Origin of the sequence: Pseudomonas bubulae (assembly GCF_037023725.1) — a bacterium.
Taxonomy (GTDB): Bacteria; Pseudomonadota; Gammaproteobacteria; order Pseudomonadales; family Pseudomonadaceae; genus Aquipseudomonas; species Aquipseudomonas bubulae.
This window is the reverse complement of record NZ_CP146077.1, coordinates 2,464,220-2,488,365: the sequence shown is the minus strand read 5'-3', so window position 1 is coordinate 2,488,365 and position 24,146 is coordinate 2,464,220. Positions and strand designations below refer to the sequence as shown.

At 53.7% G+C, this 24,146-nt stretch carries 21 protein-coding genes; 9 read left to right on the top strand and 12 right to left on the bottom strand.

The window, feature by feature from the left end; genetic code table 11:
• Position 1: 1 nt before the first annotated feature.
• Positions 2-661 (bottom strand): GntR family transcriptional regulator, encoded by a 660-nt coding sequence (locus tag V6L81_RS11515; RefSeq protein WP_095002770.1) that lies wholly within the window; start codon positions 659-661, stop codon positions 2-4.
• A 224-nt stretch (positions 662-885) separates the two neighbouring features.
• On the opposite strand from V6L81_RS11515, the gene xdhA reads away from it, so the two are divergent.
• From xdhA to guaD, 4 genes are read left to right on the top strand one after another with little or no spacing between them, the layout of a single operon-like run.
• Complete coding sequence (xdhA, locus tag V6L81_RS11510; RefSeq protein ID WP_133144949.1) at positions 886-2,343, top strand: xanthine dehydrogenase small subunit; 1,458 nt, start codon at positions 886-888, stop codon at positions 2,341-2,343.
• Positions 2,336-4,711: a xanthine dehydrogenase molybdopterin binding subunit gene (gene xdhB, locus V6L81_RS11505; RefSeq protein ID WP_095032191.1), complete on the top strand. Its 2,376-nt coding sequence runs from the start codon at positions 2,336-2,338 to the stop codon at positions 4,709-4,711. Before xdhA ends, xdhB begins: the two co-directional genes overlap by 8 nt.
• On the top strand, positions 4,704-5,561 hold the full coding sequence (gene xdhC, locus V6L81_RS11500) for a xanthine dehydrogenase accessory protein XdhC (RefSeq protein ID WP_095025015.1): 858 nt from the start codon (positions 4,704-4,706) through the stop codon (positions 5,559-5,561). The genes xdhB and xdhC overlap by 8 nt, the downstream gene beginning before the upstream one ends.
• A gap of 8 nt (positions 5,562-5,569) precedes the next feature.
• The gene (gene guaD, locus V6L81_RS11495; protein WP_165484586.1) at positions 5,570-6,868 is read left to right on the top strand and encodes a guanine deaminase; all 1,299 of its coding nucleotides are present in this window, start codon (positions 5,570-5,572) and stop codon (positions 6,866-6,868) included.
• Positions 6,869-6,979: 111 nt separating this feature from the next.
• On the opposite strand, the gene V6L81_RS11490 is transcribed toward guaD, so the two are convergent.
• The gene (locus V6L81_RS11490) at positions 6,980-7,747 is read right to left on the bottom strand and encodes a GntR family transcriptional regulator (protein ID WP_095002775.1); all 768 of its coding nucleotides are present in this window, start codon (positions 7,745-7,747) and stop codon (positions 6,980-6,982) included.
• 227 nt (positions 7,748-7,974) lie between these two features.
• Between V6L81_RS11490 and V6L81_RS11485 the strand changes: the two genes are divergently transcribed.
• Complete coding sequence (locus V6L81_RS11485; protein ID WP_095025014.1) at positions 7,975-9,165, top strand: benzoate/H(+) symporter BenE family transporter; 1,191 nt, start codon at positions 7,975-7,977, stop codon at positions 9,163-9,165.
• A 4-nt stretch (positions 9,166-9,169) separates the two neighbouring features.
• On the opposite strand, the gene V6L81_RS11480 is transcribed toward V6L81_RS11485, so the two are convergent.
• Positions 9,170-9,931: an SDR family oxidoreductase gene (locus V6L81_RS11480; RefSeq protein WP_095020227.1), complete on the bottom strand. Its 762-nt coding sequence runs from the start codon at positions 9,929-9,931 to the stop codon at positions 9,170-9,172.
• Between the two features lie 196 nt (positions 9,932-10,127).
• On the opposite strand from V6L81_RS11480, the gene V6L81_RS11475 reads away from it, so the two are divergent.
• On the top strand, positions 10,128-11,132 hold the full coding sequence (locus V6L81_RS11475; protein WP_095002778.1) for an NADP-dependent oxidoreductase: 1,005 nt from the start codon (positions 10,128-10,130) through the stop codon (positions 11,130-11,132).
• Positions 11,133-11,257: 125 nt separating this feature from the next.
• Here the strand turns inward: V6L81_RS11475 and pyrF are convergent, their stop codons facing one another.
• Complete coding sequence (gene pyrF / locus V6L81_RS11470) at positions 11,258-11,956, bottom strand: orotidine-5'-phosphate decarboxylase (protein ID WP_165446498.1); 699 nt, start codon at positions 11,954-11,956, stop codon at positions 11,258-11,260.
• A 230-nt stretch (positions 11,957-12,186) separates the two neighbouring features.
• Here pyrF and V6L81_RS11465 point away from each other — a divergent pair, with 230 nt between their 5' ends.
• Complete coding sequence (locus V6L81_RS11465; protein WP_095002780.1) at positions 12,187-12,354, top strand: DUF2897 family protein; 168 nt, start codon at positions 12,187-12,189, stop codon at positions 12,352-12,354.
• 137 nt (positions 12,355-12,491) lie between these two features.
• Complete coding sequence (locus tag V6L81_RS11460; protein WP_095002781.1) at positions 12,492-13,055, top strand: TetR/AcrR family transcriptional regulator; 564 nt, start codon at positions 12,492-12,494, stop codon at positions 13,053-13,055.
• A gap of 63 nt (positions 13,056-13,118) precedes the next feature.
• Here the strand turns inward: V6L81_RS11460 and V6L81_RS11455 are convergent, their stop codons facing one another.
• Positions 13,119-13,448 (bottom strand): helix-hairpin-helix domain-containing protein, encoded by a 330-nt coding sequence (locus V6L81_RS11455; RefSeq protein ID WP_095002782.1) that lies wholly within the window; start codon positions 13,446-13,448, stop codon positions 13,119-13,121.
• A 447-nt stretch (positions 13,449-13,895) separates the two neighbouring features.
• On the opposite strand from V6L81_RS11455, the gene V6L81_RS11450 reads away from it, so the two are divergent.
• Entirely contained in the window at positions 13,896-15,062 is a 1,167-nt protein-coding gene (locus tag V6L81_RS11450; RefSeq protein ID WP_176465228.1) for an acyltransferase, read from the top strand.
• Between the two features lie 405 nt (positions 15,063-15,467).
• Here the strand turns inward: V6L81_RS11450 and V6L81_RS11445 are convergent, their stop codons facing one another.
• The 7 genes from V6L81_RS11445 to V6L81_RS11415 form a co-directional block, all read right to left on the bottom strand.
• A complete protein-coding gene (locus tag V6L81_RS11445) occupies positions 15,468-17,465 on the bottom strand; it encodes a nucleoside-diphosphate sugar epimerase/dehydratase (RefSeq protein WP_095025924.1) in 1,998 nt (665 codons plus the stop codon).
• A 113-nt stretch (positions 17,466-17,578) separates the two neighbouring features.
• Positions 17,579-18,598 (bottom strand): glycosyltransferase family 4 protein, encoded by a 1,020-nt coding sequence (locus V6L81_RS11440; RefSeq protein ID WP_095025923.1) that lies wholly within the window; start codon positions 18,596-18,598, stop codon positions 17,579-17,581.
• A 43-nt stretch (positions 18,599-18,641) separates the two neighbouring features.
• Positions 18,642-19,622 carry an SDR family oxidoreductase gene (locus tag V6L81_RS11435; RefSeq protein ID WP_238705570.1) on the bottom strand — a complete coding sequence of 327 codons (981 nt, stop codon included), beginning with the start codon at positions 19,620-19,622 and terminating at the stop codon, positions 18,642-18,644.
• A gap of 43 nt (positions 19,623-19,665) precedes the next feature.
• A complete protein-coding gene (locus V6L81_RS11430) occupies positions 19,666-20,793 on the bottom strand; it encodes a glycosyltransferase family 4 protein (RefSeq protein WP_095025922.1) in 1,128 nt (375 codons plus the stop codon).
• Between the two features lie 237 nt (positions 20,794-21,030).
• A complete protein-coding gene (locus V6L81_RS11425) occupies positions 21,031-22,116 on the bottom strand; it encodes a glycosyltransferase (RefSeq protein WP_095025921.1) in 1,086 nt (361 codons plus the stop codon).
• A gap of 1 nt (position 22,117) precedes the next feature.
• The gene (locus V6L81_RS11420) at positions 22,118-22,912 is read right to left on the bottom strand and encodes a glycosyltransferase family 2 protein (RefSeq protein WP_338659931.1); all 795 of its coding nucleotides are present in this window, start codon (positions 22,910-22,912) and stop codon (positions 22,118-22,120) included.
• A 13-nt stretch (positions 22,913-22,925) separates the two neighbouring features.
• Complete coding sequence (locus V6L81_RS11415) at positions 22,926-24,143, bottom strand: oligosaccharide flippase family protein (protein WP_095025919.1); 1,218 nt, start codon at positions 24,141-24,143, stop codon at positions 22,926-22,928.
• Between the last annotated feature and the right edge of the window lie 3 nt (positions 24,144-24,146).

Genomic DNA, 24,146 nt, shown 5'->3' with positions numbered 1-24,146 from the left:
CTCAGGCAACCGTCAAGGCAGACAGCACCAGGGCACAACTGCGCTGGGCATAGCTGCTCAGCACCACGCGAATCTGCGCCAGGTCACGCGCCAGCACGGCGTCGAGCAACTGCGCAAACAACGCCAGGAACTCGCTCATTTCCGCCTTGCGCTGGTCCAGTGCCAGGTAATAGGCACGGCTCATGGCCGGGTGCAGGTTCTCGACGGTTTCCTGCAAATAGGGGTTGTCGGCGAACGGGTACGCCGCACGCATCACATTGAAGCTGTCTTCAACGAAGGTGCTGATGTCCTGGCGTTCGTAGCTGGCGGCCAGGCGCTGCTGGATCTGCAAGAACGGCCCCAGGTCGGCCGGAACTGCCCAGCGCTGGGCTACGGCATTGCCGAGCAGGATGTACATTTCGCTCATCAGCGTGCACAGGCTCTGCACCTTGTGCGCCGTAAGCTCGGTCACATGGGCGCCACGACGCGGCAGGATGGCGATCAGATGTCGACGCTCAAGGATCAACAATGCTTCGCGCACAGAGCCGCGACTGACATTCAGCGCCAGCGTCACTTTCTGTTCCTGAATGCGTTCCCCAGGCTTTAACTCGCCGCGAATGATGCGTTCGGCGAGGTGGTGAGCGATTTGCTCGGCGAGGCTGTCCGGCGCCTTGAACGTCATGTTTTACCTTCAAAATCTTTGATCAGTGCAGGCGGTGCAGTGTAACGCACTTGATATGCCCTCGCGCAGAGCCTCAGGGGCTGAATATGGCACGAAACCCGCAAATAAATCCCCCGGTTATCAATCACAGGGATTACCGATCGCTATTTCTTGACCCGCAGGTCAGCTTTAGCTAAATTCAGTGCATCCCGCGTTACAACAATAATTATTATGCGAGGCCTTCCGTGATCCAGTTCCTACTCAACCAGACGCTGCGCACCGAGCACACGCTCGACCCGAATTTGACCGTGCTCAATTACCTGCGTGAACACCTGCACAAGCCTGGTACCAAAGAAGGTTGCGCCAGCGGCGACTGTGGGGCCTGTACCGTGGTTGTCGGCGAACTTCACACCGACGCTGAAGGCCTTGAACGGCTGCGCTATCGCAGCCTCAATTCGTGCCTGACCTTTGTCTCGGCTTTGCACGGCAAGCAACTGATCAGCATCGAAGACCTCAAGCACCAGGGGCAGTTGCACAGCGTGCAGCGGGCGATGGTCGACTGCCACGGCTCACAGTGCGGGTTTTGCACGCCGGGATTTGTGATGTCACTGTTCGCCCTGCAAAAAAACAGCACGGGCCAGCCTCATGGCCATCAGGCCCATGAAGCCCTGGCGGGCAACCTCTGTCGCTGCACCGGCTACCGCCCTATTCTGGCGGCTGCCGAACAGGCTTGCAGCGGGCAACAACAGGATCAGTTCGATACACACCAGAGCGCGACCATTGCCCTGCTCAAGACCATCACCCCGACCCAAACCGGCGAACTGAACAGCGGCGACAAGCGCTGCCTGCTGCCCATGACCATCAGCGACCTGGCCCAGCTGTACGAATCCCAACCCCAGGCCCGCCTGCTGGCCGGCGGTACCGACCTGGCGCTTGAGGTGACCCAGTTTCATCGCCCGCTGCCGGTCATGATCTACGTCGGCAACGTGGCCGAAATGAAGCACATCGAGCGCTTTGATGACCGTATTGAAATCGGCGCGGCGGTGTCGCTGACAGACGCCTACGGCACGCTCAAGGCCGAGTACCCGGACTTCGGCGAATTGCTGCAACGCTTCGCCTCCCTGCAAATCCGCAATCAGGGCACCCTGGGCGGCAACATCGGCAATGCCTCGCCCATTGGCGACTCGCCACCGCTGCTGATTGCCCTCGGCGCACAACTGGTACTGCGCAAAGGGCAAACCCTGCGCACCCTGGCGATCGAGGATTACTTCATCGACTACCGGGTGACGGCACGCCAGGAAGGCGAATTTATCGAAAAAATCATCATCCCTCGCGCCGACCCCAGCCATGCATTTCGCGCCTATAAAATCTCCAAGCGCCTGGATGACGACATCAGCGCCGTGTGCGCAGCGTTCAACCTGCACATCGACAACGGCGTGGTGACCGGTGCCCGCGTGGCATTCGGCGGCATGGCGGCCATCGCCAAACGCGCCGCCGCCTGCGAAGCCGCACTGCTCGGCGCTGACTGGAACAGCGCCAGCATCGAACGGGCCTGCGCTGCACTGGCAAACGACTTCACCCCGCTCTCGGACTTTCGCGCCAGCAAGGAATACCGTCTGCTGAGTGCACAAAACCTGCTGCGCAAATACTTTATCGAACTGCAAACGCCACATCTCGAGACGCGGGTAACAGCTTATGTCTAACCATCACAAGGTTGCCCCAACCCAGGCTGAGCTGGCCGCACTCTTCCAGCAGGACTTGAAAACCGGTGTGGGTCGCAGCGTCAAGCATGACAGTGCCGAAAAACATGTCAGCGGCGAAGCGCAGTACATCGATGACCGCCTGGAATTCCCCAACCAGTTGCACCTTTTCGCACGCCTGTCCGACCGCGCCCACGCCAGAATCCTGCGTGTCGACACCACGCCCTGCTACGCCTTCGCAGGCGTGCGCCTGGTGATCACCCACGAAGATATCCCCGGTCTGAAGGACATTGGCCCGCTACTGCCCGGCGATCCGCTACTGGCCATCGATAAGGTGGAGTTTGTCGGCCAGCCCGTACTGGCAGTGGCCGCTTGCGACCTGGACACCGCGCGCAAGGCGGCAATGGCTGCCATTATCGAATACGAAGACCTGGAGCCGGTGCTGGACGTGGTTCAGGCCCTGCGCCAGAAGCACTTTGTGCTCGATACCCACACCCATCAACGCGGCGACTCTGCCGGCGCACTGGCCGGGGCCGAACATCGCCTGCAGGGCAGCCTGCATATTGGCGGGCAGGAGCACTTTTACCTCGAGACCCAGATCTCATCGGTCATGCCTACCGAAGACGGCGGGATGATCGTTTACTGCTCCACGCAGAACCCTACTGAAGTGCAGAAGCTGGTGGCAGAAGTCCTTGATGTTTCAATGAACAAGATCGTTGTCGATATGCGCCGCATGGGCGGCGGCTTTGGCGGCAAGGAGACCCAGGCCGCCAGCCCCGCCTGCCTGTGCGCAGTGGTGGCACGCCTCACCGGGCAACCGGCCAAGATGCGCCTGCCGCGGGTCGAAGACATGCTGATGACCGGCAAGCGCCACCCGTTTTATATCGAATATGACGTCGGTTTCGACGCCAGCGGCCGCTTGCAGGGCATCCAGCTGGACCTGGCGGGCAACTGTGGCTGTTCGCCGGACTTGTCCAACTCCATTGTCGACCGCGCCATGTTCCACGCCGACAACGCCTATTATCTGGGCGACGCGACGATCAATGGTTATCGCTGTAAAACCAACACGGCTTCCAACACGGCCTATCGCGGCTTTGGTGGCCCGCAAGGCATGGTCGCCATCGAAGAGGTCATGGACCGTATCGCCCGCCATCTGGGCCTCGACCCGCTGGCCGTACGCAAGGCCAATTACTACGGCAAAACCGAACGCAACGTGACCCACTACTACCAGACCGTGGAACACAACCTGCTGCAAGAAATGACCGCCGACCTTGAGGCCAGCAGCCAGTACACCGAGCGCCGGGAAGCGATCAAGGCGTTCAACGCCAGCAGTCCGATCCTGAAAAAAGGCCTGGCGCTGACCCCGGTCAAATTCGGCATCTCCTTTACCGCCAGCTTCCTCAACCAGGCCGGCGCCCTGATCCATATTTATACCGATGGCAGCATCCACCTCAACCACGGCGGCACCGAGATGGGCCAGGGCCTGAATATCAAGGTCGCGCAGGTGGTCGCCGAAGTGTTCCAGGTGGATATCAGCCGCATCCAGATCACCGCAACCAACACTGACAAAGTGCCAAACACCTCGCCTACTGCAGCGTCCAGCGGTGCCGACCTCAATGGCAAGGCCGCGCAAAACGCAGCCGAAACCATCAAGCAGCGACTTGTTGAATTTGCTGCCGACAAATATCAGGTCGAGCAACGGGCGGTGATCTTCCATAACGGCCAGGTGCAGGCTGGCGAGCAGATCATCAGTTTTGAAAGCCTGATCCAGCAGGCCTATTTCGGCCAGGTGTCGTTATCGAGCACCGGGTACTACAAAACCCCGAAGATTTTTTATGACCGCACTCAGGCACGTGGTCGGCCGTTTTATTACTTTGCCTTTGGCGCCGCCTGCGCCGAGGTGATCGTCGACACCCTGACCGGCGAATACAAAATGTTGCGTACCGATATCCTCCATGATGTCGGTGCCTCGCTGAACCCGGCCATCGACATCGGCCAGGTCGAAGGCGGGTATATACAGGGGGCGGGCTGGCTGACCATGGAGGAACTGGTGTGGAATGCCAAGGGCAAGCTGATGACCAACGGCCCGGCCAGCTACAAGATCCCCGCGGTGGCAGACATGCCGCTGGACCTGCGCGTAACCCTGGTGGAAAACCGCAAGAACCCCGAAGACACCGTGTTCCACTCCAAGGCCGTGGGCGAACCGCCATTTATGCTCGGCATCGCCGCATGGTGCGCGATCAAGGACGCGGTGGCGAGCCTGGCCGACTACCGCGTGCAACCTGCGATTGACGCCCCGGCCACCCCGGAGCGGGTGCTGTGGGGTTGTGAGCAAATGCGCAAAAGCCTGTCGGGAGATCAGCATGAATAACTGGATCAGTGCCCTGGCCGAGTTGCAGCAGCAAGGCGAACCCTGCGTGCTGGTGACCATCATCGAAGAGCAAGGCTCTACCCCGCGCAATGCCGGTTCGAAGATGGTCATTTGTGCAGATAAAATCTTCGACACCATTGGTGGCGGTCATCTGGAGTACAAGGCAATGGAAATTGCCCGTCAGATGCTCAGCAGCGGCAAGCACGATACCCTTCTACAGCGCTTCAGCCTCGGCGCCAGCCTGGGCCAGTGTTGCGGAGGGGTGGCCGTGCTGCTGTTCGAACCGATGGGCAAGGTGCAGGCTCAGATTGCGGTGTTTGGCGCAGGGCACGTGGCCCGAGCCCTGGTACCCCTGCTCGCCAGCCTGCCGTGCCGGGTGCGCTGGATCGACTCGCGGGAGCAGGAATTCCCGACACTTATCCCTCAAGGCGTGGAAAAAATCGTTACCGACGAACCGGTAGATGAAGTCGATGCCCTGCCTGCGGGTTGCTACTGCATCGTCATGACGCATAATCACGCCCTGGACCTGGAGCTCAGCGCCGCCCTGCTTAAACGCAACGACTTTACCTACTTCGGCTTGATTGGTTCGAAAACCAAACGCGTGAAGTTCGAACATCGCCTGCGTGAGCGCGGTATCGACGCTTCACCTTTGCAGCGCATGCGTTGCCCGATGGGTTTGAGCGAAGTCAAAGGCAAATTGCCTGTTGAAATCGCGATCTCCATCGCCGGCGAAATCATCGCCACCTACAACACTCATTTCGGCCAGCACACTGCGAGCGCCGACAGCGCGTCATCTGAATCCATTAAACAATTGTTGCCGTCTTCACGACGCAGCCATGCCACACACTGAGAATTGCCATGACTTGTAAAGCCTATCGCGCCGCCATTTTGCACAGCATCGCCGACCCCGCCGAAGTCGGGATCGAAGCCTCCTATGAATATTTCGCAGACGGCTTGCTGGTGGTCGACAACGGCCAGATCAAGGCTGTTGGCCCGGCCAGCGAACTGCTTGGCACACTGGCCGCCGACGTTGCTGTGACCGAGTACAAAGACGCACTGATCACCCCCGGCTTTATCGATACCCATATCCATTTCCCGCAAACCGGGATGATTGGCGCTTACGGAGAGCAACTGCTCGACTGGCTCAACACCTACACCTTCCCGTGCGAAAACCAGTTCGCCGATAAGGCCCATGCTGACGAAGTTGCTGACGTATTCCTGAAGGAACTGCTACGCAACGGCACTACCACCGCCCTGGTCTTCGGCAGCGTACACCCGCAATCGGTGGATGCCCTGTTTGAGGCCGCACAGCACCTGGACCTGCGTCTGATAGCCGGCAAGGTGATGATGGACCGCAACGCCCCAGACTATCTGACCGATACCGCCGAAACCGGCTACAGCGAAAGCAAGGCACTGATCGAGCGCTGGCACGGTAAGGGCCGCCTGCATTACGCCGTCACCCCGCGCTTCGCGCCGACCAGCACCCCGGAGCAATTGACCCTGGCCGGCAAGCTGCTGGGCGAATACCCGGATGTGTATCTACACACCCATATCAGCGAGAACCTTCAGGAAATCGAGTGGGTGAAGTCACTGTTCCCGGAGCGAAAAGGCTATCTGGATGTGTACGACCACTACCAGTTGCTGGGCGAACGCTCTGTATTTGCCCACGGTGTGCATCTGTGTGACGAGGAATGTGCACGGCTGGCCGAGACCGGTTCGGCAGTGGCGTTCTGCCCGACTTCCAACCTGTTCCTGGGCAGCGGCCTGTTCAACCTGCCAATGGCCGAGAAACACAAACTCAATGTGGGCCTGGGCACGGATGTCGGCGCGGGGACCAGCTTCTCGCTGCTCAACACCCTGAACGAAGCCTACAAGGTCATGCAACTGCAGGGCGCACGCCTCGATCCGTTCAAGTCGTTGTACCTGGCTACGTTGGGCGGGGCGCGAGCACTGCGCCTGGAAGACAAGATCGGCAATCTGCAACCGGGCAGCGACGCTGACTTCCTGGTACTGGACTACAACGCTACGCCACTGATGAGCTATCGCCTCAAGCAGTCAAAAAACATCGCCGAGACGCTGTTTGTATTGATGACCCTTGGGGATGACCGTACCGTGCAGCAAACCTATGCGGCAGGCAATCTGGTGCATCAGCGCTGATAATTTCCCTTGTCGGAGCGGGCTTGCTCGCGAGGTTATCGATGCGGTTCTACTGAAGCACCGCGTCGCCTGCATCGCGGGCAAGCCCGCTCCCACAAGAGCAGCCGAAGCTTAAAGCTTGGCAGCAGGCCGAGGGCTTTTGCCCTTGGTTTGCAGCAAGTGCGAAAACACCGCGTGCAAGTCGTCAGAAGCGCTTTCTTCGTCAAGGTTGAGCTTGCTGTCAATGTGATCCATGTGATGCATCATCAGGTGCACGGCCTGGCCGGCATCACGGGCTTCGATGGCATCGATCAATTGCATGTGCTCGTCATAAGAGCAGTGCGAACGGTTGCCGCTCTCGTACTGGGCAATAATCAACGACGTTTGCGACACCAGACTGCGCTGAAAGCTGATCAGCGGCGCATTCTTCGCCGCTTCGGCCAACTTCAGGTGGAACTCGCCCGACAGGCGAATACCCGCACCCCGATCGCCCCGCGAAAAACTGTCGCGCTCGTCCTGGACCATCTTGCGCAGTTGCGCCAGATCATCAGCCGTAGCATGCACCACCGCCAGCTCGGTAATGGCCTTTTCAACCAGTCGCCGGGCCAGAAACACCTGGCGCGCTTCTTCTACGCTAGGGCTCGCCACCACTGCACCACGATTAGGGCGCAGCAGCACAACCCCTTCATGGGCCAGACGCGACAGGGCGCGACGAATAATGGTGCGGCTCACGCCAAAGATTTCGCCCAGAGCCTCTTCACTCAACTTGGTGCCAGGCGCCAGACGCTGTTCAAGGATCGCCTCGAAAATATGCGCATAGACAATATCGTCCTGGGTTCCACTGCGGCCGGCCTTGCCAGCGCGGGGTTGTTTCTTGAGAGGCTGCAACTGTTCGTTCATGGGCACTCGTGTGGGAAGCGGCGGCGAATAAGGGATTACGCTAGTACGTAAACGGGTGTCACCGACCAGAAATTAATGCAAAAAACAGGGCGCATTGTACACAAAGCAGAGTGCCAGTACGACTGTACGGTCGTTTACGAACCCTGCTGTATCGCAACTAGATGCAACCTTTACGTTTAGGCTTGTCGCCTGCCCGAACTCCTATAGCACACAAGGAAGACCGTTCCATGACCGACACCCCGCAGCCGCGCTTGCATCCACTGGCAGACACCTCGCCCTCGGCGGTGGTCGCTGGCTTTATCGCCATGATGACCGGCTACACCAGCTCCCTGGTCCTGATGTTCCAGGCGGGTCAGGCAGCGGGACTTACCAGCGGGCAGATTTCATCATGGATCTGGGCACTGTCGATCGGCATGGCTGTTTGCAGCATAGGCTTGTCTTTGCGTTATCGCACACCGATCACCATCGCCTGGTCCACACCGGGGGCGGCACTGCTGATCACCAGCCTTGGCGGCGTCAGTTACGGCGAGGCCATCGGCGCCTATATCACCTGCGCGGTACTGGTGATCATCTGTGGCATCACCGGCAGTTTTGAGCGCCTGGTCAAGCGCATCCCCTCATCCCTGGCCGCCGCGTTGCTGGCGGGCATCCTGTTTAAAATCGGCAGCGAAATCTTCGTCGCGGCGCAACATCGCACCGGCCTGGTGATCGGCATGTTTTTCACCTACCTGATCGTCAAGCGCCTGTCACCCCGCTACGCCGTACTGGCGGCGCTGCTGATCGGCACCCTGCTGTCGGGCATGCTCGGGCTGCTGGACTTCAGCGGTTTTTCCCTTGAAGTGGCCGTGCCGGTGTGGACCACGCCGTCCTTTTCGCTGGCGGCAACCATCAGCATCGGCATCCCGCTGTTTGTGGTGGCCATGACCTCGCAAAACATGCCGGGCATCGCCGTACTGCGGGCCGATGGCTATGACGTGCCCGCCTCGCCGCTGATCACCACCACCGGGGTAGCCTCCTTGCTGCTCGCCCCCTTCGGCTCCCACGGCATCAACCTGGCAGCCATCAGTGCCGCCATCTGCACCGGCCCCCATGCCCACGAAGATCCGAAAAAACGCTACACCGCAGCCGTGTGGTGCGGAGTTTTCTATGGCATCGCCGGCATATTCGGCGCCACCCTGGCCGCCCTGTTCGCCTCATTGCCCAAGGAACTGGTGCTGTCGATTGCCGCACTGGCACTGTTCGGCTCGATCATGAACGGGCTGAGTATTGCCATGGGCGAAGCCAGGGAGCGTGAAGCTGCCCTGGTGACCTTTATGGTCACCGCATCGGGCATGACCCTGTTTTCAATTGGCTCGGCTTTCTGGGGCATTGTTGCGGGCGTACTGACCCTGATGATCCTGAACGTCAAATCACGCTGAGCTATCAGATCGCCAGTGCCCCGCCATCGACCGCCAGCGCATGGCCTGTGGTAAATGCTGCGCCATCCGAGCACAGGTACAGCACGGCGCTGGCAACTTCTTCGACCGTGCCGATACGCCCCACCGGGTGCATCGCGGCGGCAAATTCAGCCTTGCGCGGGTCGACCTCATAAGCGCGGCGGAACATATCGGTATCGATGACCGCCGGGCACACCGCGTTCACCCGAATATGCTTTTTCGCATACTCAATGGCTGCCGATTTGGTCAGCCCGATCACCGCATGTTTGGACGCCGAGTAAATGCTCATCTTTGGCGCGGCGCCCAGTCCGGCCACCGAGGCAGTATTGACGATCGCCCCGCCACCTTGGGCCAGCATCAATGGCAGCTGATATTTCATGCACAGCCAAACGCCCTTGACGTTTACCCCCATGATCGCATCGAACTCATCCAGGGTACCGTCGGCCAGGCGACCATGCTCGATCTCGATCCCGGCATTGTTGAAGGCATAGTCCAGACGCCCGTAGGTGCTGATTGTCTGCTCCATCAGTTGCCTGACCTGCGCCTCTACAGTGACATCGCAGCCTGCGAAAACAGCACTGCCGCCCGCAGTCCTTATCTGCTCGACAGTGTCTTCACCCGCTGCCACATCCCGATCGGCCACCACCACCTTCAAACCCTCGCCGGCAAATGCCAGCGCCGTGGCCCTCCCGATACCGGCCCCGCCCCCTGTCACTACAGCCACTTGCCCCGTAAACGTCATGCCCATCGTCTTAACCCTCAGCAGAGTGCATCTGTACCCCCGAAACGTTCGGGCACGGCCATCCGCCTATTTATCCGAGTGATAAAAGACTGCCTACAACCATCACCATCACTGATAAAAACCTATTCGTAAGCGCGTATTCACTTGCCCTGTAGCGTGAGAAGGTCTATCAACAGCCATCAATCTCTAAAGAGTTATAGCAATGACTGACCAGACAAACCGCCAATTCCTGCTCGCCAAACGTCCAGTCGGTGCAGCAACCCGCGATACCTTCACCTTCCAGCAAGTGCCCGTAGTACAGCCCAAGGACGGCCAGATCCTGGTCAAAAATGAATACTTGTCCCTCGACCCGGCCATGCGTGGCTGGATGAACGAAGGCAAGTCCTATATTCCGCCGGTAGCGCTGGGTGATGTGATGCGCGCCCTGGGAGTGGGCAAGGTGATTGCCAGCGCCCACCCGGGCTTTGCTGTGGGGGATTACGTCAACGGTGCCCTGGGAATGCAGGATTACTTCACCGGTGAGCCACGGGGTTTCTACAAGGTCGACCCGAAACTGGTACCGCTGCCCGTGTATCTGTCCGCACTGGGCATGACGGGCATGACGGCCTACTTCGCCCTGCTGGACGTCGGCGCACCGAAAACAGGAGACACCGTGGTGATTTCCGGCGCAGCGGGTGCTGTTGGCAGCATTGCCGGGCAAATCGCCAAGTTGAAGGGCTGCCGCGTGGTAGGCATTGCCGGCGGCCAAGAGAAATGTAAGCGGCTGGTCGAGGAGTTCGGCTTTGACGGTGTAATCGACTACAAGAACGAAGATATGCTCGCAGGCCTCAAACGCGAATGCCCCAAGGGTGTAGATGTGTTTTTCGACAACGTGGGCGGCGATATTCTCGACGCCGTATTGAGCCGTTTGAATTTCAAGGCGCGGGTCATCATCTGCGGAGCCATCAGCCAGTACAACAACAAGGAAGCCGTTAAAGGTCCGGCCAACTACTTGTCACTGCTGGTCAATCGCGCCCGCATGGAAGGCTTTGTGGTAATGGACTATGCCGATCGCTATGCAGCAGCCGGACAAGAGATGGCGGGCTGGCTGCTCAAGGGCCAGTTGAAAAGCAAAGAGCATATTGTTGAAGGCCTGGAAAGCTTCCCGGAAAGCCTGGCGAAGCTGTTCAGCGGGGAAAATCACGGCAAGCTGGTGTTGAAGGTCTGACACACCACATACAGGTGGCAGCGGACTTGCTCGCAATACAGGCACCGCGGCCTGTCAAGGCAGACCGCGGCGCGGCAATCGCGGGCTTGCCCGCGATTGCCGAATCAGAACGGTGGCAAACAGCCTTAAGCCAGCTCAGCTACCACGGCAGCGAGTGCCTTGGCCGGATCCACTGCCTGGCTGATCGGGCGCCCGATTACCAGATAATCAGAACCTGCATCCAGTGCCTGGCGAGGCGTCAGGATACGACGCTGATCGTCCTGCGCACTGCCCGCAGGACGAATCCCCGGGGTTACCAGTTGCAGACCCGGGTGCGCGGCCTTCAGCGCTTGCGCCTCCAGGGCCGAACACACCAGGCCATCCATACCGGCCTTGTCGGCCAGGGCTGCAAGGCGTAACACTTGCTCCTGAGGCTCAATATCCAGGCCAATACCGGCCAGGTCTTCACGCTCCATGCTGGTCAACACGGTCACGCCAATCAGCAACGGCTGCGGGCCGGTGCGCTTGTCGAGTACTTCGCGGCAAGCGGCCATCATGCGCAAGCCGCCCGAACAGTGAACGTTAACCATCCATACGCCCATTTCAGCTGCGGCCTTGACCGCCATTGCCGTGGTATTGGGGATATCGTGGAACTTCAGGTCCAGAAATACTTCAAAACCCTTGTCGCGCAAAGTACCGACGATTTCCGAAGCGCAACTGGTGAACAGCTCTTTGCCCACCTTGACACGGCACTGCTTGGGGTCCAACTGATCAGCCAGTTTCAATGCGGCGTCACGGGTCGGGAAATCCAGGGCGACGATAATAGGAGTCTGGCAGTCGGACATTAGCGGGTTCTCAGGCTGGTCGAAATCGGCGCGCATTGTAGCGGAACCAGCCGCTTACCGGCACCCGATGATCGCAAATACACGATTTTAGTCTTTACCAAGCTTATACCGCACATGACTGAATAACCGGCCTACACTGAAAGCAATCAACACTTACTCACTTAACAGGATAAACAGCAGCACACAGCGCAACCCCTGCCCTGTGCTGCACTCAACACGGAGAACACTCTATGCCTTGGTATGCCTGGTTAATTCTCGTCGTCGCTATCGGTGTCATTGTAGGCGCCCTGATGACACTACGTGACACAGCCAATAAAGTTGAACTGACCGATGAGCAACGCAAACGTGTTGCCGAACGCAATGCCGAAATGGACGCCAAGGAATCAAAAGACAGGTAGTCAGACAAGCGCTCAGGGCCTGCATGCCAAGGAATGAGCATCGGTGAGGAAAAACCTACAAACAGTTGCATGATTAACCACTGCATCTGTTTGAAGGTCGACGCTATGATGGTCCATTGCATAAAGAGACACCTGTCATGCGCTATTCACAAGATCATAAAGCCCAAACCCATCAGCGCATCGTTAAAGAAGCATCCGGGCTCTTTCGACGACACGGTATTGGCGCCACAGGCCTGCAACCCCTGATGAAATCACTGGGCCTTACTCACGGTGGTTTCTATGCTCATTTTTCATCCAAAAACGACCTGGTAGAAAAAGCCTTGCAGCACGCAGCCAACCAGGTTGACGGTATCTGCGCCGAACTGTTCAGCCAGCCCCACCCCCTGCACGCATTTATCGATGCTTACTTGTCTGAGTGGCATCTGACCTCCCCCCATGAGGGTTGCCCGTTGCCGACCATGTCCGCTGAAATGGCCCAACAGGGCCAGGCAAGTGTCACCACCGACCATGTCATCGATGCCAGGCTCAAACAGATCCAGGCGACCCTGCAAGGGTCAGACACTGAAGACAAAAGCATCGTGATTTTCGCTACCCTGGTAGGCGCACTGGTTCTGGCTCGCGGCGCAGAGAGTGATGCACTGAAACAGAAGATTTTCGAAGTCACGCGCAGTACATTGAAGTCGTCAGCGCCTTATGCCTGAACGCTTGCTGACAGCCACAAAAAAGCCAGTCTATGACTGGCTTTTTTCGTTCTGTTACCTGGCTTAGCTGATTACGATCTTGTCGCGGTTTCTCTCCAGAATAACCTTGCCTATGCCTTTGACCTCAAGCAACTCATCGACTGAAGTAAAATCACCATTGGCCTCGCGATAAGCCACGATCGCCTTGGCTTTAACAGCCCCTACACCCGAAAGTTCACGCTGCAGGGTAGCCTCATCTGCGGTATTGATATTGATCGTCACCACTTTGGCATCCAGCACTACTGGCGCAGCAACCACCGGTTCAACTGCTCCGGCCGCAGGTGCGGCATGGGCCACACTGGAAACACCTACCATCAAGGCAAAGAAAATCGAAGAGAGAAAAGCAGTACGCATAATTGACACTCCATAACATCGTTAATTTAAAAACAGCTTTCCTGAGCTGTATTTCAAACTTAGGCGATGGCTGGAAAATGTCAAAAACGGGTGCATTGCAGAGTGTGTATGCTTTTAGAAGTAGGGAATTCAGACACTTACACATAAACCGGACTACTAGCCAGTGCTAAAAAAACCACTTCCAAGGCCAAGGATAATTAGGCTCAAATCATTTAACAACTGGCGTGCGTGGCCATTTCATACTGTTGAACACTGACACAGGCCTAGCGGATTTTTCCTAAGCCTCCCTAGCAGTTTTCGGCTTGGAGCGATATGATTCGATCCAATGTCCGGACGTTGACCACCTTGGACACCCTCAATCTTGAAGACAAACACAATCAGTCACAATGCGATTTACGCTGAACAACAATGTGGCATTTAAAAAACACTTGGATTCCAACGATAAAAATGAATACTGAATTCACCCTGGAAACACTCGCAATAACCTTATCAATCATCTTGTTATTTTTACTTTTTTCAACTTTGCTCAAAAGCAAAATAGAGCTAAATGAAGTCAAGCATGACTATAAGTTCATCAACGGATTGAGAGGTCTCGCGGCCGTATTTGTTGTTATCAATCATGCTCCCTTCATGCTGGCCAACATGGGAATGAAAAACGATAATTTTTCTTCATGGGGTTGGATATATGTAAACCTGGGCTCCTTTGGCGTGCAAATATTTTTCTGCATTACAGGTTTTTTATTTTTCGATAAAATAATGAAAAGTCCGGCCATCCAGTGGGAAAAATTCTTTGAAGGTCGCGTCAGGCGCGTAGCCCCCTTATACTATTTCTCTTCACTGATAGTCTTTGTCATTGCCGCCCTGTATTCCGGTTTCGACATCTTCAACAAAGAAACACTTCTGACTGTCGCCAGCATGTTGACCTTCAACTTCCTTGACGGTCCATCCAAAATCGGCGGCATCGTACTGACCCCGCTCAATTCAGTCACTTGGACACTGGTCCATGAGTGGCGATTCTATGCAGTCCTACCCCTTATTGCACTGACTTACAAGTCCAGATATAACAAATGGGTACTGGCCATTGCATTATTACTCGCTGCCATAGACTTGAGCATGAGCACCATTGTTTGCTGGGCATACTTTTTGAGCGGTATTATTGCCGCAGCCCTTCACAACAAACTCCGCCATACCATGCCGGCGACCTGGCCTCTCTCAATCATTGCGCTCGGCATATTTATATACACTTGCGGAACCAAAAATCCACAAGGATACGACGCGCTTCGGTTCGCGCTCACATCCTGTTTCTTTTTGTGCATTACGCTTGCAAATCCCAGGATCTTACATGCGCAGTGTCTTAACCGATTGAGTGATATCAGCTACAGCATTTATCTGATGCATTTGCCCATCCTCTATTTGACATTCAAAATTGCTTCACACTTCGTAGACATGTCAACAATATCCAAAACAACATTTTGGTCAATCAACTTGATTGCGATACCGTTGATAACCTGGGTATCGACACTGACCTATATCCATATTGAAAAAAGGTTCATGAGCAAAAAGGTTAATTCTGCAACTATCCCTGCCACTCCTGCCAGTGCGCCCATTATCTAAATTCCCGCAAGTCGCTCTCAGAAAGCTTGAAGCATCAGCTCACACTGATGCTTCAAGCAGGGGATTTAAGCAAGTCGCATACATGGCAAAACGAATGGTTATCCTCAGGCGTTTTTGCCTTGCTAAATCGCGGTTTATCCAAACAACGCCGTGCAAGAAGAGGTGATTAACGAACACCGTCACTCAGACACCAGGATTGGTATCGAAGCGCAGGTTTTATCAGGAGCGTAAAAGCTTCGGATCAAGCACGCAGGGAGATGCTTTCTTTTACACGCCTGCTAGGTTTGCGGGCTGGTTTAGAAAAACTGCAGCGTACAGTTGCAGGTCAATGACAAATTCACAGGGTATAAATTCATTAAGTGCAAAGGGTAGCCCCCCTCTAAGGCAAGGGGCAGGGTAGCCATTTCAAGACGGTTCTACACGACTTTGCTGGTAGATCCAATCCACAATATCCCCTTCGGGCGAATAGCCACTTACCGTCTCACGCAACAGTTGGCGAACCCGGGCATAGTCATCCTGATCAACCGCGTCGAGTAATAGCCCTAACCGCCCCTTAAGCTCATCCCAGGACAACATGTCTTCGTTGGCACTCATGATCATCGGGTGCTGGGTTGCTACGACGTTATCCCCGATCAGTAGCTCTTCGTAAAGTTTTTCACCGGGACGCAAGCCGGTGAACTCGATTTCGATATCGCCATGAAGATTTTTTTCGGAACGGACACTCAAGCCCGACAGGTGGATCATCTTCTCTGCCAGCTCGACGATTTTTACCGGCTCGCCCATATCGAGGACGAACACATCCCCGCCCTGCCCCATTGAACCCGCCTGAATCACCAGTTGGGCAGCCTCCGGGATAGTCATGAAGTAACGAGTGATCTTGGGGTGAGTAACGGTCAAGGGACCGCCAGCCTTGATCTGTTTGTGGAACAACGGAATCACCGACCCTGATGAACCCAAAACATTGCCAAAACGAACCATGGTGAAGCGAGTCTTGTTGACCCGAGAGACATTTGACTTGTCATCAAACAGTACCGGAGCCACTTCACGACTGAGAGCCTGAAGTGTCATCTCCGCCAGACGCTTGGTGCTGCCCATCACATTGGTCGGCCTTACAGCCTTGTCGGTGGAGATCAGCACAAAGTTCGCCACACCGGACTGCAAGGCAGCCTGGGCGGTATTGAGCGTGCCTATAACATTGTTCAACACGCCTTCGGCAATATTGTGCTCGACCATAGGCACATGCTTGTAGGCAGCAGCGTGATAGACCGTATCGACCTGCCAGGTCTTCATCATGTCCAGCAACTTCTGCGGATTACGCACCGACCCCAGAATCGGCAAAACCTTGACCGACAGCGACCCACGACTGACCCGCTGTTCCAGCTCGCTGAGAATACTGTAAAGATTGAACTCGCTGTGCTCAAACAACAGCAGCGTCGTCGGCCTCAGCGCAAGAATCTGCCGGCACAGCTCCGAGCCAATGGAGCCACCCGCACCGGTGACCAACACGCACTGCCCCTTGATGCAGTGCTCTAACAGTTCACCTTGAGCAGGGACTGCATCACGACCCAGCAAATCGGCGATATCCACTTCCTGGATATCATCGACCTTGACCCGGCCACTGGCCAAATCCATAAAACCGGGAACACTGCGGACGTGGAGCGGGAAACCTTCAAGCAAACCTAAGATTTCCCGACGGCGCCCCCGGGAAGAGGACGGAATCGCCAGAAGCAATTCCTGCGCACCTGTACGATCGATCATCTGTTGAATATTTGCAGGCGTATACACCTGCAAGCCGGAGATGATGCGATCAGCAATGCTGCCGTCATCGTCAATAAAAGCGACCGGGCGCATCATCCGGCCCATGCGCAAGGCGGCAACCAATTGATTGCCAGCTGCGCCGGCTCCATAAATGGCTACTCTGGGCAAGCCATCGTCACGATTGGTAAACGGCACATGTTGGGCGGCAGCGAACCAGTCACCCAGGAAGTACTGGCGCATCGCAAGGCGCAGGCCACCGAGCATGATCAGGCTAAGCCACCAATAGTTGAAAATGATCGAGCGAGGCACGACATTTTCATGGTTGCTATACCAGTACACCACCACAGCCAGAATCAGCGAGGAGAGGCTGACAGCCTTGATAATGGCGATCAGGGCATCGTTGCCGAAATAGCGCATTACGGCGCGGTACATACCGAAACGGACAAACAGCGGGATGGCAATCAAGGGGGCGCCGATAAACAGCCACATATGCAGCTTGACCGGGTTGATCATATCGTCAATCCCGAGGCGCACGACAAATGCAAGCCATAGGGCCAGCCAGACTACAATAATATCTGTCGCAACTTGAATAAATCGCTTTTGCTTACGCGATAAGTTCAATAAATATGCCCTAATACCATCCATGAAAATATTGCCCCCTAAAACAACCAAAAAACATAATGACTGCAAACCCGCACACGGCCAGAGCATGCATCATCAAAAAAATCAATGCGCTATCCTTGACTAAACATCCAGCCTCAAGAATTTTCCTTTGTCCCGGCTTGAAACTTGAAGGCCAGTACCGTGAGGGGGACATACGCGACAACCAGTCCCACTGCACCATTGAGCCCCAGCAAGGCAACACATAGCGCTATGGGCAGCAGCCACAAACAGTTTATCGCCAAAACAGCCATTGTCACTGGCAAATGGCCCCCAAAGGAGCGGGATGCAAATTGATAGGCATGGCTACGGTGAGCCTCGTACACCTTGCATCCATTCAGCAAGCGACGAATAAGAGTGACAGTCGCATCGACGATAAAAACCCCAAGGAGTATCAACCAGACCCATAACAAGGTTTGATCATGCCATGCAGCATGCAATGAAATCACACCCAAGGTGATGCCTAAAAAACCACTGCCCGCATCACCCATGAATATTTTAGCGGGAGGAAAGTTCCAGCACAGGAAACCAGCAACGGCTGCGCTCAGGAGCAATGGAAGGACAACCAGCTCTCTGGCCCCGATCAACCAGTAGATCAAACAGCTCCCCAGGCACACGCACAGCGCTTCTATACTGGCAAGGCCATCGATACCATCCATGAAATTGTAAAGATTGAGCAACCAGACAAGATATAGAGCAATGAAAATGTAGCCCAGCCAACCCATATCGACGTCGAGTCCAAAAATACTTAACGCGGGCAGCCCTCCCAACCAATAAATAGCCCATCCCGCGGCACTAAAATGCCCAAGCAATCGCCAGCGCGCTGCAATATGGCCATGGTCATCGAGAAATCCAAGCAATGCTATGGCAGCACCCGCACCTGTTAGTGCAAAAAAAACAGGGTTGTCAATTGCGTTTTCAAGCCAAACAAAAGGAAGCGCAATAAGAAAACTGATAACGATAGCCACACCCCCACCTCTGGGTGTAGGCACTGAGTGAGAACTGCGCGCATTGGGTATATCGATCAGGCTGCGCGCCAGTGCGTACCGTCGTAACAACCACGTTAATAGAAGCGCCAGTATCGCAACAGCAGGGACCAGCCACAGCAAATAATTCATTGACAACTCCGCATCATTACAAACATAGGATTCATTAATCCACTCACGCCTTTTTGAAAGCTTCTGCGGTTTTGCGCAAGGAATCCTCAACCGACATGGGTGGGGACCAGCCTAATAAATCTTGTGTTTTTTTAATATCTACTTGTAATGAACCACATAAGCGCTGGGCTACCCCTCGGCGTCCCAAAACGGATGCACACGTCAATAAAACAGCTGCAGGCACAGGCACTAAACGTGCCCTCCGTGACAATGCAATTCCCATACGCTTAAGCAATTGGGTCGTTGACATATCTTCGCCGTCACTGACCAGAAATGTTTGATTAACAGCAGCCGGATGGTTAAGGCATGTGACAATCAGATCTACCAAATTATCCAATGCAACCAGGCTGCGCTGATTTCGAACGCCACCCAATGGCAAAGGCAAGCCTTTATTCAGCCATCGCATCATGCTGTGGAAGTTTGCTTTTACACCGGGACCATACACCAGGACCGGACGTATTATAACAACGTCAAGATTTGAGGCAGCCGCGAGGAGCTTCAGTTGCTCCTCCGCCTCCATCTTGGACACCCCATAAGGATCTAATGGGGCTGGAAGATCATCAGGCGTGTATGGTTTGCCCGGAGCTGTCGCTTCACCGTTAACCTTGATTGAGCTGATAAAAATGAATCGCTTAACGCCAGCCAACACCGCTTGATTGGCCAACTCCAAAGTGGCCTGCACGTTAATCTTTCGGTATGCCGTCAAAGGATCGCTGGAACCATCATCCATTACGTGTACGCGCGCAGCGCAGTGAACAATCGCATCAACCCCAGCTAGTGATAAAGCGCGTGATGAAAGATTGTCCAGATCAGCATAAAGCGGTTCCACATTTGGGCTGGAAAACGCATGCTCACTGCGTAACATTGCCAAAACGGCAGCCCCTTCGCGGGAGGCTAACCGGTCCACAAGTGCAGAACCTAAAAAGCCACTGGCACCAGTAACGAGTATTTTATTACAGGCATTGAGTTGATCTTTACCCATCATGAACACACCTAAGGTATTTGAATATTTTTTAGAACTTCAAAGATCAACTCAAAAACCCATAGATTTTATCATTAACGCTGTTTACATCAAAATCGCGCATAGCCATTTCGCGACTTTCAACGCCCATCGTTACAATCAATTTTCTGTCGATCATGAACTTTTCCATTTTCTCATATAAATCCAATGTGGACCACGGGGTGGTCAAGAATCCGTTGACACCATCAACCACGGTATCACGACACCCCGGCACATCGGAGGTAATGACAGCGCGACCGATCGCCATCGCCTCCTGGGTACTCCTGGGTACTCCCTCTCTGTAAGAAGGGAGCACAAAAACGCTTGATGTATGCAGCCATTCGATAACATTATTTACATGCCCAGGGTAGGTTATCAACCCACTTTTTATGGCATGGTCGAGGGCATCCTCGGTGAGAGCTCCCGGGTTGGCAATGTCTATCCCGCCCAGTACAAGAAAGCGCGAGTCTTTATATTTTTCCCTGACAAGCTCAGCAGCCTTAACAAATTCATGTATCCCTTTTTCCGCTAACAAACGTCCGACAAAAACAAATACAACCGGTGTTTGGGGCGGTTCCGAATACTGATAACTGGTTAAATCAAGGCCAATCCCGCCAATAATATCGACGTTTTTTACGTTAATACCATACGCATCGACAAGGTCCTTCTTGTCATCGCCGTTCAACAAAATCAAACGCTCCAGAAATGGCATTGAGATTTTATACAAGATAACCTGAACATTTTTCAGTATTTTCGTTTTCAATTTCACTGCGTGAGGTTGTTCGGTAAAAGCATAGCCCAAACCTTCCAGCATACCGATCCGTCTTTTGACCCCAGCTAATTTAGCTGCCAGGGTTCCAAAAATGACAGGTTTGGAAAAGTAGCAAAAAACCAGATCAGGTTTGATTGAACGGAGAGTTCTAGATAGCTTTATGGTGTCTGATATATCTTTGAAAGGATTGAGGCCCGAGCGGCTCAATGTATAATCCACAGGCACTGCACCCAGCTTCTTGACTTCTGCCTTGCTAGCGTCATCATAATCAAGTGCAAACGCATAAACGGTAATGTCTTTACCCACTAAATATTTAATCAAGTCTCTGCGAAAACCTGTTACGCAGGAGGCGACAGTGCCTACAAGAGCAATACTGTTAATCATACCATTTGCCAAATATTAGAATCAGCCAGCGTCATCGAATATACCCTTATCTTTTAAAACCTGTGGCTCACTGACCAGAAAGTCATGAACAGCCAAAATAAATAATTCAACACACATTAACCAGACAACAAATACAACTTATACTTTTACTCATCATCTTTATCGCTAGCACTCTTCAACGCTGCGATCTTTATGTTTGAACCTGACGACTATCGCACTCAATGAACACCCTTTTTATTACGTGTATACACCCGCCCAGATTTCTACAATCTTATGAATCGAGTAATGATCAATAATTCTTGATCTTGCCGAACTTGTCATTCGGTTTTTCTCACTCGGAGCTAAATCCAAAGCAGCACACATGGATTGCGCCAGACGCTGTGAGTCTTTTGCAGGCACAAGGAAACCCAATCCACCCACCACCTCTTTGACCCCCCCGCAATCGGTAGCGACAACAAGTTTCTCCGTGGCCATGGACTCAGCAACCACCAAGCCAAATCCTTCCCATGCGGAGGAAAGCACATAGAGGTCTGCAGCGTTATAAATTTTATCGACGTCAGATCTAACGCCTAAAAACTTGACAGCATGATCCAGTCCCAAAGAGCCGGAAAGATCCGCCAAGAACTGGTTTTGCGGGCCATCCCCTACAATCCACAACTTTGCTTTTGGGCGACTTTCAGAAAGAATGCTAAAGGCATGCAACAGGTTTTGATAGTCTTTGGCTTCAACTAACCGACCTACTGCAAGAATCAGCTCGTCCTGCTCGTCAAGACCTTCGGAACTTCTCAGTGCTGCCCGTGCGACTGGATCGGGTTTAAAACGCTCGGTATCAACCCCATTGGGTATCGCTAACATCTCGCCTACTGGGCACGCTTTTTTTTGCTCGAATACCCTCACCGCTTCGTGTGTGACATTTGTTGTCACATCAGCCAATGAATGTGTTAGCCGGTAAGCCAGCATTTTTACTTTGCCACCTTCATTCGTACTGTGTGCGGTATTGACAAGTTTTTTTATTGAGCAGAAAGGCCGAATAATCCGTGAGACCAAGTTAGCATGCACCATATTGGCGTGCACCACATCAGGAGCAAAATCTTTGATTAACCCTCTTAGCTTAAATAGGCCGCCGATGACTCCAGAAATACTTTTTTCAAAATCCAAGGCAATAAGTTCAATGTCACTGCTCTGGGGGCGCAATAAAGCCGAGCCGGTGAGATAGCAAATCTTCACTTCATGGCCCTGCCGATGAAATCGTTCAGCCAGATCAAGAACCTGTCGTTCTGCCCCACCAACTCCCAGCCCAGTGATGATATATAAAATTTTCATGTCACATTACACGCCTGTTTTTGAAGTTAAACAGAACACATTGTACATAGCGGATCGTACACTTCAATTTCCTGACCAGGTTGGTTTCACGACCTATTTGCTCTTTGTAGAAAGACCCAAAGCCCTTTGGGTTTCGCTGCAGGTTTCGATAAAAATTGGCCGAGTAGCCATCTGCCAAATATTCACACAGATAGATGAATTTATGATGAAAATACAGAATCTTTCCATCGTCAGAAATTCTGTTCCAGATCAACAGTTCAGGCACGAACTTCTCATCTTCAAACCTCGGGAATGGATGTTTGAGCAAGACGCTTCTCTTGAACACATAAGCCAAGTCGCCACCGTATAAGGGGCCAGCCACGACAGGTAGCATGATTGCAGAATCATCGGCAACGTCAGTAATGACATTACCAATCAAGCGCCCGTCAAGATCGGCTCTTCGGTAACAGTAACCCACGATATCCTGGGCACTATGGGCACTTAAGTCATTTAAAAAAACCTCGATCGCATCCGGTGAGAGGGCATCGTCACTGTCCACCAGCAATATCCAATCATGCCCTTCTGCCAATACTCCAGTATTGATAGCAATATGCTTTCCGGCATTTTCCTGCCGCAAGACCTTAATCGGGAAACTCGACTCTTTTTGAAAACCAGCTAACAAGTCAAGGGTGTTATCAGTGCTACCATCGTCAACAACCACCCACTCGAAAGACTCGTTGGTCTGCCGCGCTAGGCTTTCATACAACCGACTCAGGGTATAGGCACGGTTATAAGTTGCTGTCAGTACAGTAATCATAAAACCCGCCCTTCTATTTTATTTTGAATGCCAGCACGATCAACGTGATTGAAAACAGAATCTCTGCCAGCACCAGACCATAAACTATACCTGCCAAATCATACTCATACGACAAGACCGCCGCTAAACACAAAGACAGCATCGAGAAAAGCATCAAGCACATGCTCAATACTTTATCTTTACCCAGGGGCATGAAGATGGTGAGACCAATAGACTGGTTCATCATACGAAACGGGATGATAAACACAAACACCTGCAGGATCGAGGCCGCCTCTTCGAAGCCAGACCCGAGCATCAGATGGATTAAAAACTCACCCGCCCAGGCAATAATTGCCGCGCCTACGATCCCCGCTGCGAACAGAAAAGCGATAATCACACTCGACAGCTTCAAGTTTATTTCTGATGTCTGTAACAGCCGCCGACTCAAATAGGGGTACAAACCTATGAGGACCGGCCCCACCAATCCCACAGAGGCTTTTATTATTTTTTCGGCGGGAACGAATTTGGCCACGGATGCCTGGCCACACATAGCGCCTACCAAAGCCGGGCCAGCACTCAGCATGATGTTATTGGAACTTTTATATATAAATCCATGAAAACCGTTTTTAATTTGTTCCATGCCGGCCTTGAAGTCGATTGAAAAGGAACCGACCACCCTATGGGCCAGGTAAAGGCCAATGACTGTATTCAACAGTGCAAACGAGGACATAATCATAAGCGCAAAACCGGCTTTTGCAGAGTGCGCCAACACCAGATACAGCACCCCCAAACCTATAAACCTGAGTACCAACTCGAATACCACTACAAAGGTGATTTTCTCCAACCCCTGGAACAACCAGATATTACTGAAGCTGAACGCGAGGAAATATAAATACCCCCACACAACTGCTTCAAAACCGATACTCAGATCCGCCAATGAAAGTACCAGTACTGACAAGCCAATCATCGAGCCTGACAACAGAACCTTGGCCGACGTCACGCCATTGTAAATCTTTGAAAGCTGCGATTTATTGTCAATGCCGCAAACGGCAACCTGCCTTGCGCCGCTAAGCGAGAACCCATACTCGACGATTAAAGAACATAACAATGCCGTTGTCTGAATGAGCAGGACCTGACCATATTGATCCACCCCAAGCGACTTCGCCAGAATAGGGATCTCAAGGATGGGTATTAAATAGCTGACCAATTGAGCTATAAACAGCAAACTCACATTTTTGAATTGCACTCTCATTGT

Excerpts from the sequence above, each read along its gene's own strand:
- V6L81_RS11515 (WP_095002770.1), bottom strand. The coding sequence starts at position 661 with ATGACGTTCAAGGCGCCGGACAGCCTCGCCGAGCAAATCGCTCACCAC.
- xdhB (WP_095032191.1), top strand. The coding sequence starts at position 2,336 with ATGTCTAACCATCACAAGGTTGCCCCAACCCAGGCTGAGCTGGCCGCA.
- xdhC (WP_095025015.1), top strand. The coding sequence starts at position 4,704 with ATGAATAACTGGATCAGTGCCCTGGCCGAGTTGCAGCAGCAAGGCGAA.
- guaD (WP_165484586.1), top strand. The coding sequence starts at position 5,570 with ATGACTTGTAAAGCCTATCGCGCCGCCATTTTGCACAGCATCGCCGAC.
- V6L81_RS11490 (WP_095002775.1), bottom strand. The coding sequence starts at position 7,747 with ATGAACGAACAGTTGCAGCCTCTCAAGAAACAACCCCGCGCTGGCAAG.
- V6L81_RS11485 (WP_095025014.1), top strand. The coding sequence starts at position 7,975 with ATGACCGACACCCCGCAGCCGCGCTTGCATCCACTGGCAGACACCTCG.
- V6L81_RS11480 (WP_095020227.1), bottom strand. The coding sequence starts at position 9,931 with ATGGGCATGACGTTTACGGGGCAAGTGGCTGTAGTGACAGGGGGCGGG.
- V6L81_RS11475 (WP_095002778.1), top strand. The coding sequence starts at position 10,128 with ATGACTGACCAGACAAACCGCCAATTCCTGCTCGCCAAACGTCCAGTC.
- pyrF (WP_165446498.1), bottom strand. The coding sequence starts at position 11,956 with ATGTCCGACTGCCAGACTCCTATTATCGTCGCCCTGGATTTCCCGACC.
- V6L81_RS11465 (WP_095002780.1), top strand. The coding sequence starts at position 12,187 with ATGCCTTGGTATGCCTGGTTAATTCTCGTCGTCGCTATCGGTGTCATT.
- V6L81_RS11460 (WP_095002781.1), top strand. The coding sequence starts at position 12,492 with ATGCGCTATTCACAAGATCATAAAGCCCAAACCCATCAGCGCATCGTT.
- V6L81_RS11455 (WP_095002782.1), bottom strand. The coding sequence starts at position 13,448 with ATGCGTACTGCTTTTCTCTCTTCGATTTTCTTTGCCTTGATGGTAGGT.
- V6L81_RS11450 (WP_176465228.1), top strand. The coding sequence starts at position 13,896 with ATGAATACTGAATTCACCCTGGAAACACTCGCAATAACCTTATCAATC.
- V6L81_RS11445 (WP_095025924.1), bottom strand. The coding sequence starts at position 17,465 with ATGGATGGTATTAGGGCATATTTATTGAACTTATCGCGTAAGCAAAAG.
- V6L81_RS11440 (WP_095025923.1), bottom strand. The coding sequence starts at position 18,598 with ATGAATTATTTGCTGTGGCTGGTCCCTGCTGTTGCGATACTGGCGCTT.
- V6L81_RS11435 (WP_238705570.1), bottom strand. The coding sequence starts at position 19,622 with ATGATGGGTAAAGATCAACTCAATGCCTGTAATAAAATACTCGTTACT.
- V6L81_RS11430 (WP_095025922.1), bottom strand. The coding sequence starts at position 20,793 with ATGATTAACAGTATTGCTCTTGTAGGCACTGTCGCCTCCTGCGTAACA.
- V6L81_RS11425 (WP_095025921.1), bottom strand. The coding sequence starts at position 22,116 with ATGAAAATTTTATATATCATCACTGGGCTGGGAGTTGGTGGGGCAGAA.
- V6L81_RS11420 (WP_338659931.1), bottom strand. The coding sequence starts at position 22,912 with ATGATTACTGTACTGACAGCAACTTATAACCGTGCCTATACCCTGAGT.
- V6L81_RS11415 (WP_095025919.1), bottom strand. The coding sequence starts at position 24,143 with ATGAGAGTGCAATTCAAAAATGTGAGTTTGCTGTTTATAGCTCAATTG.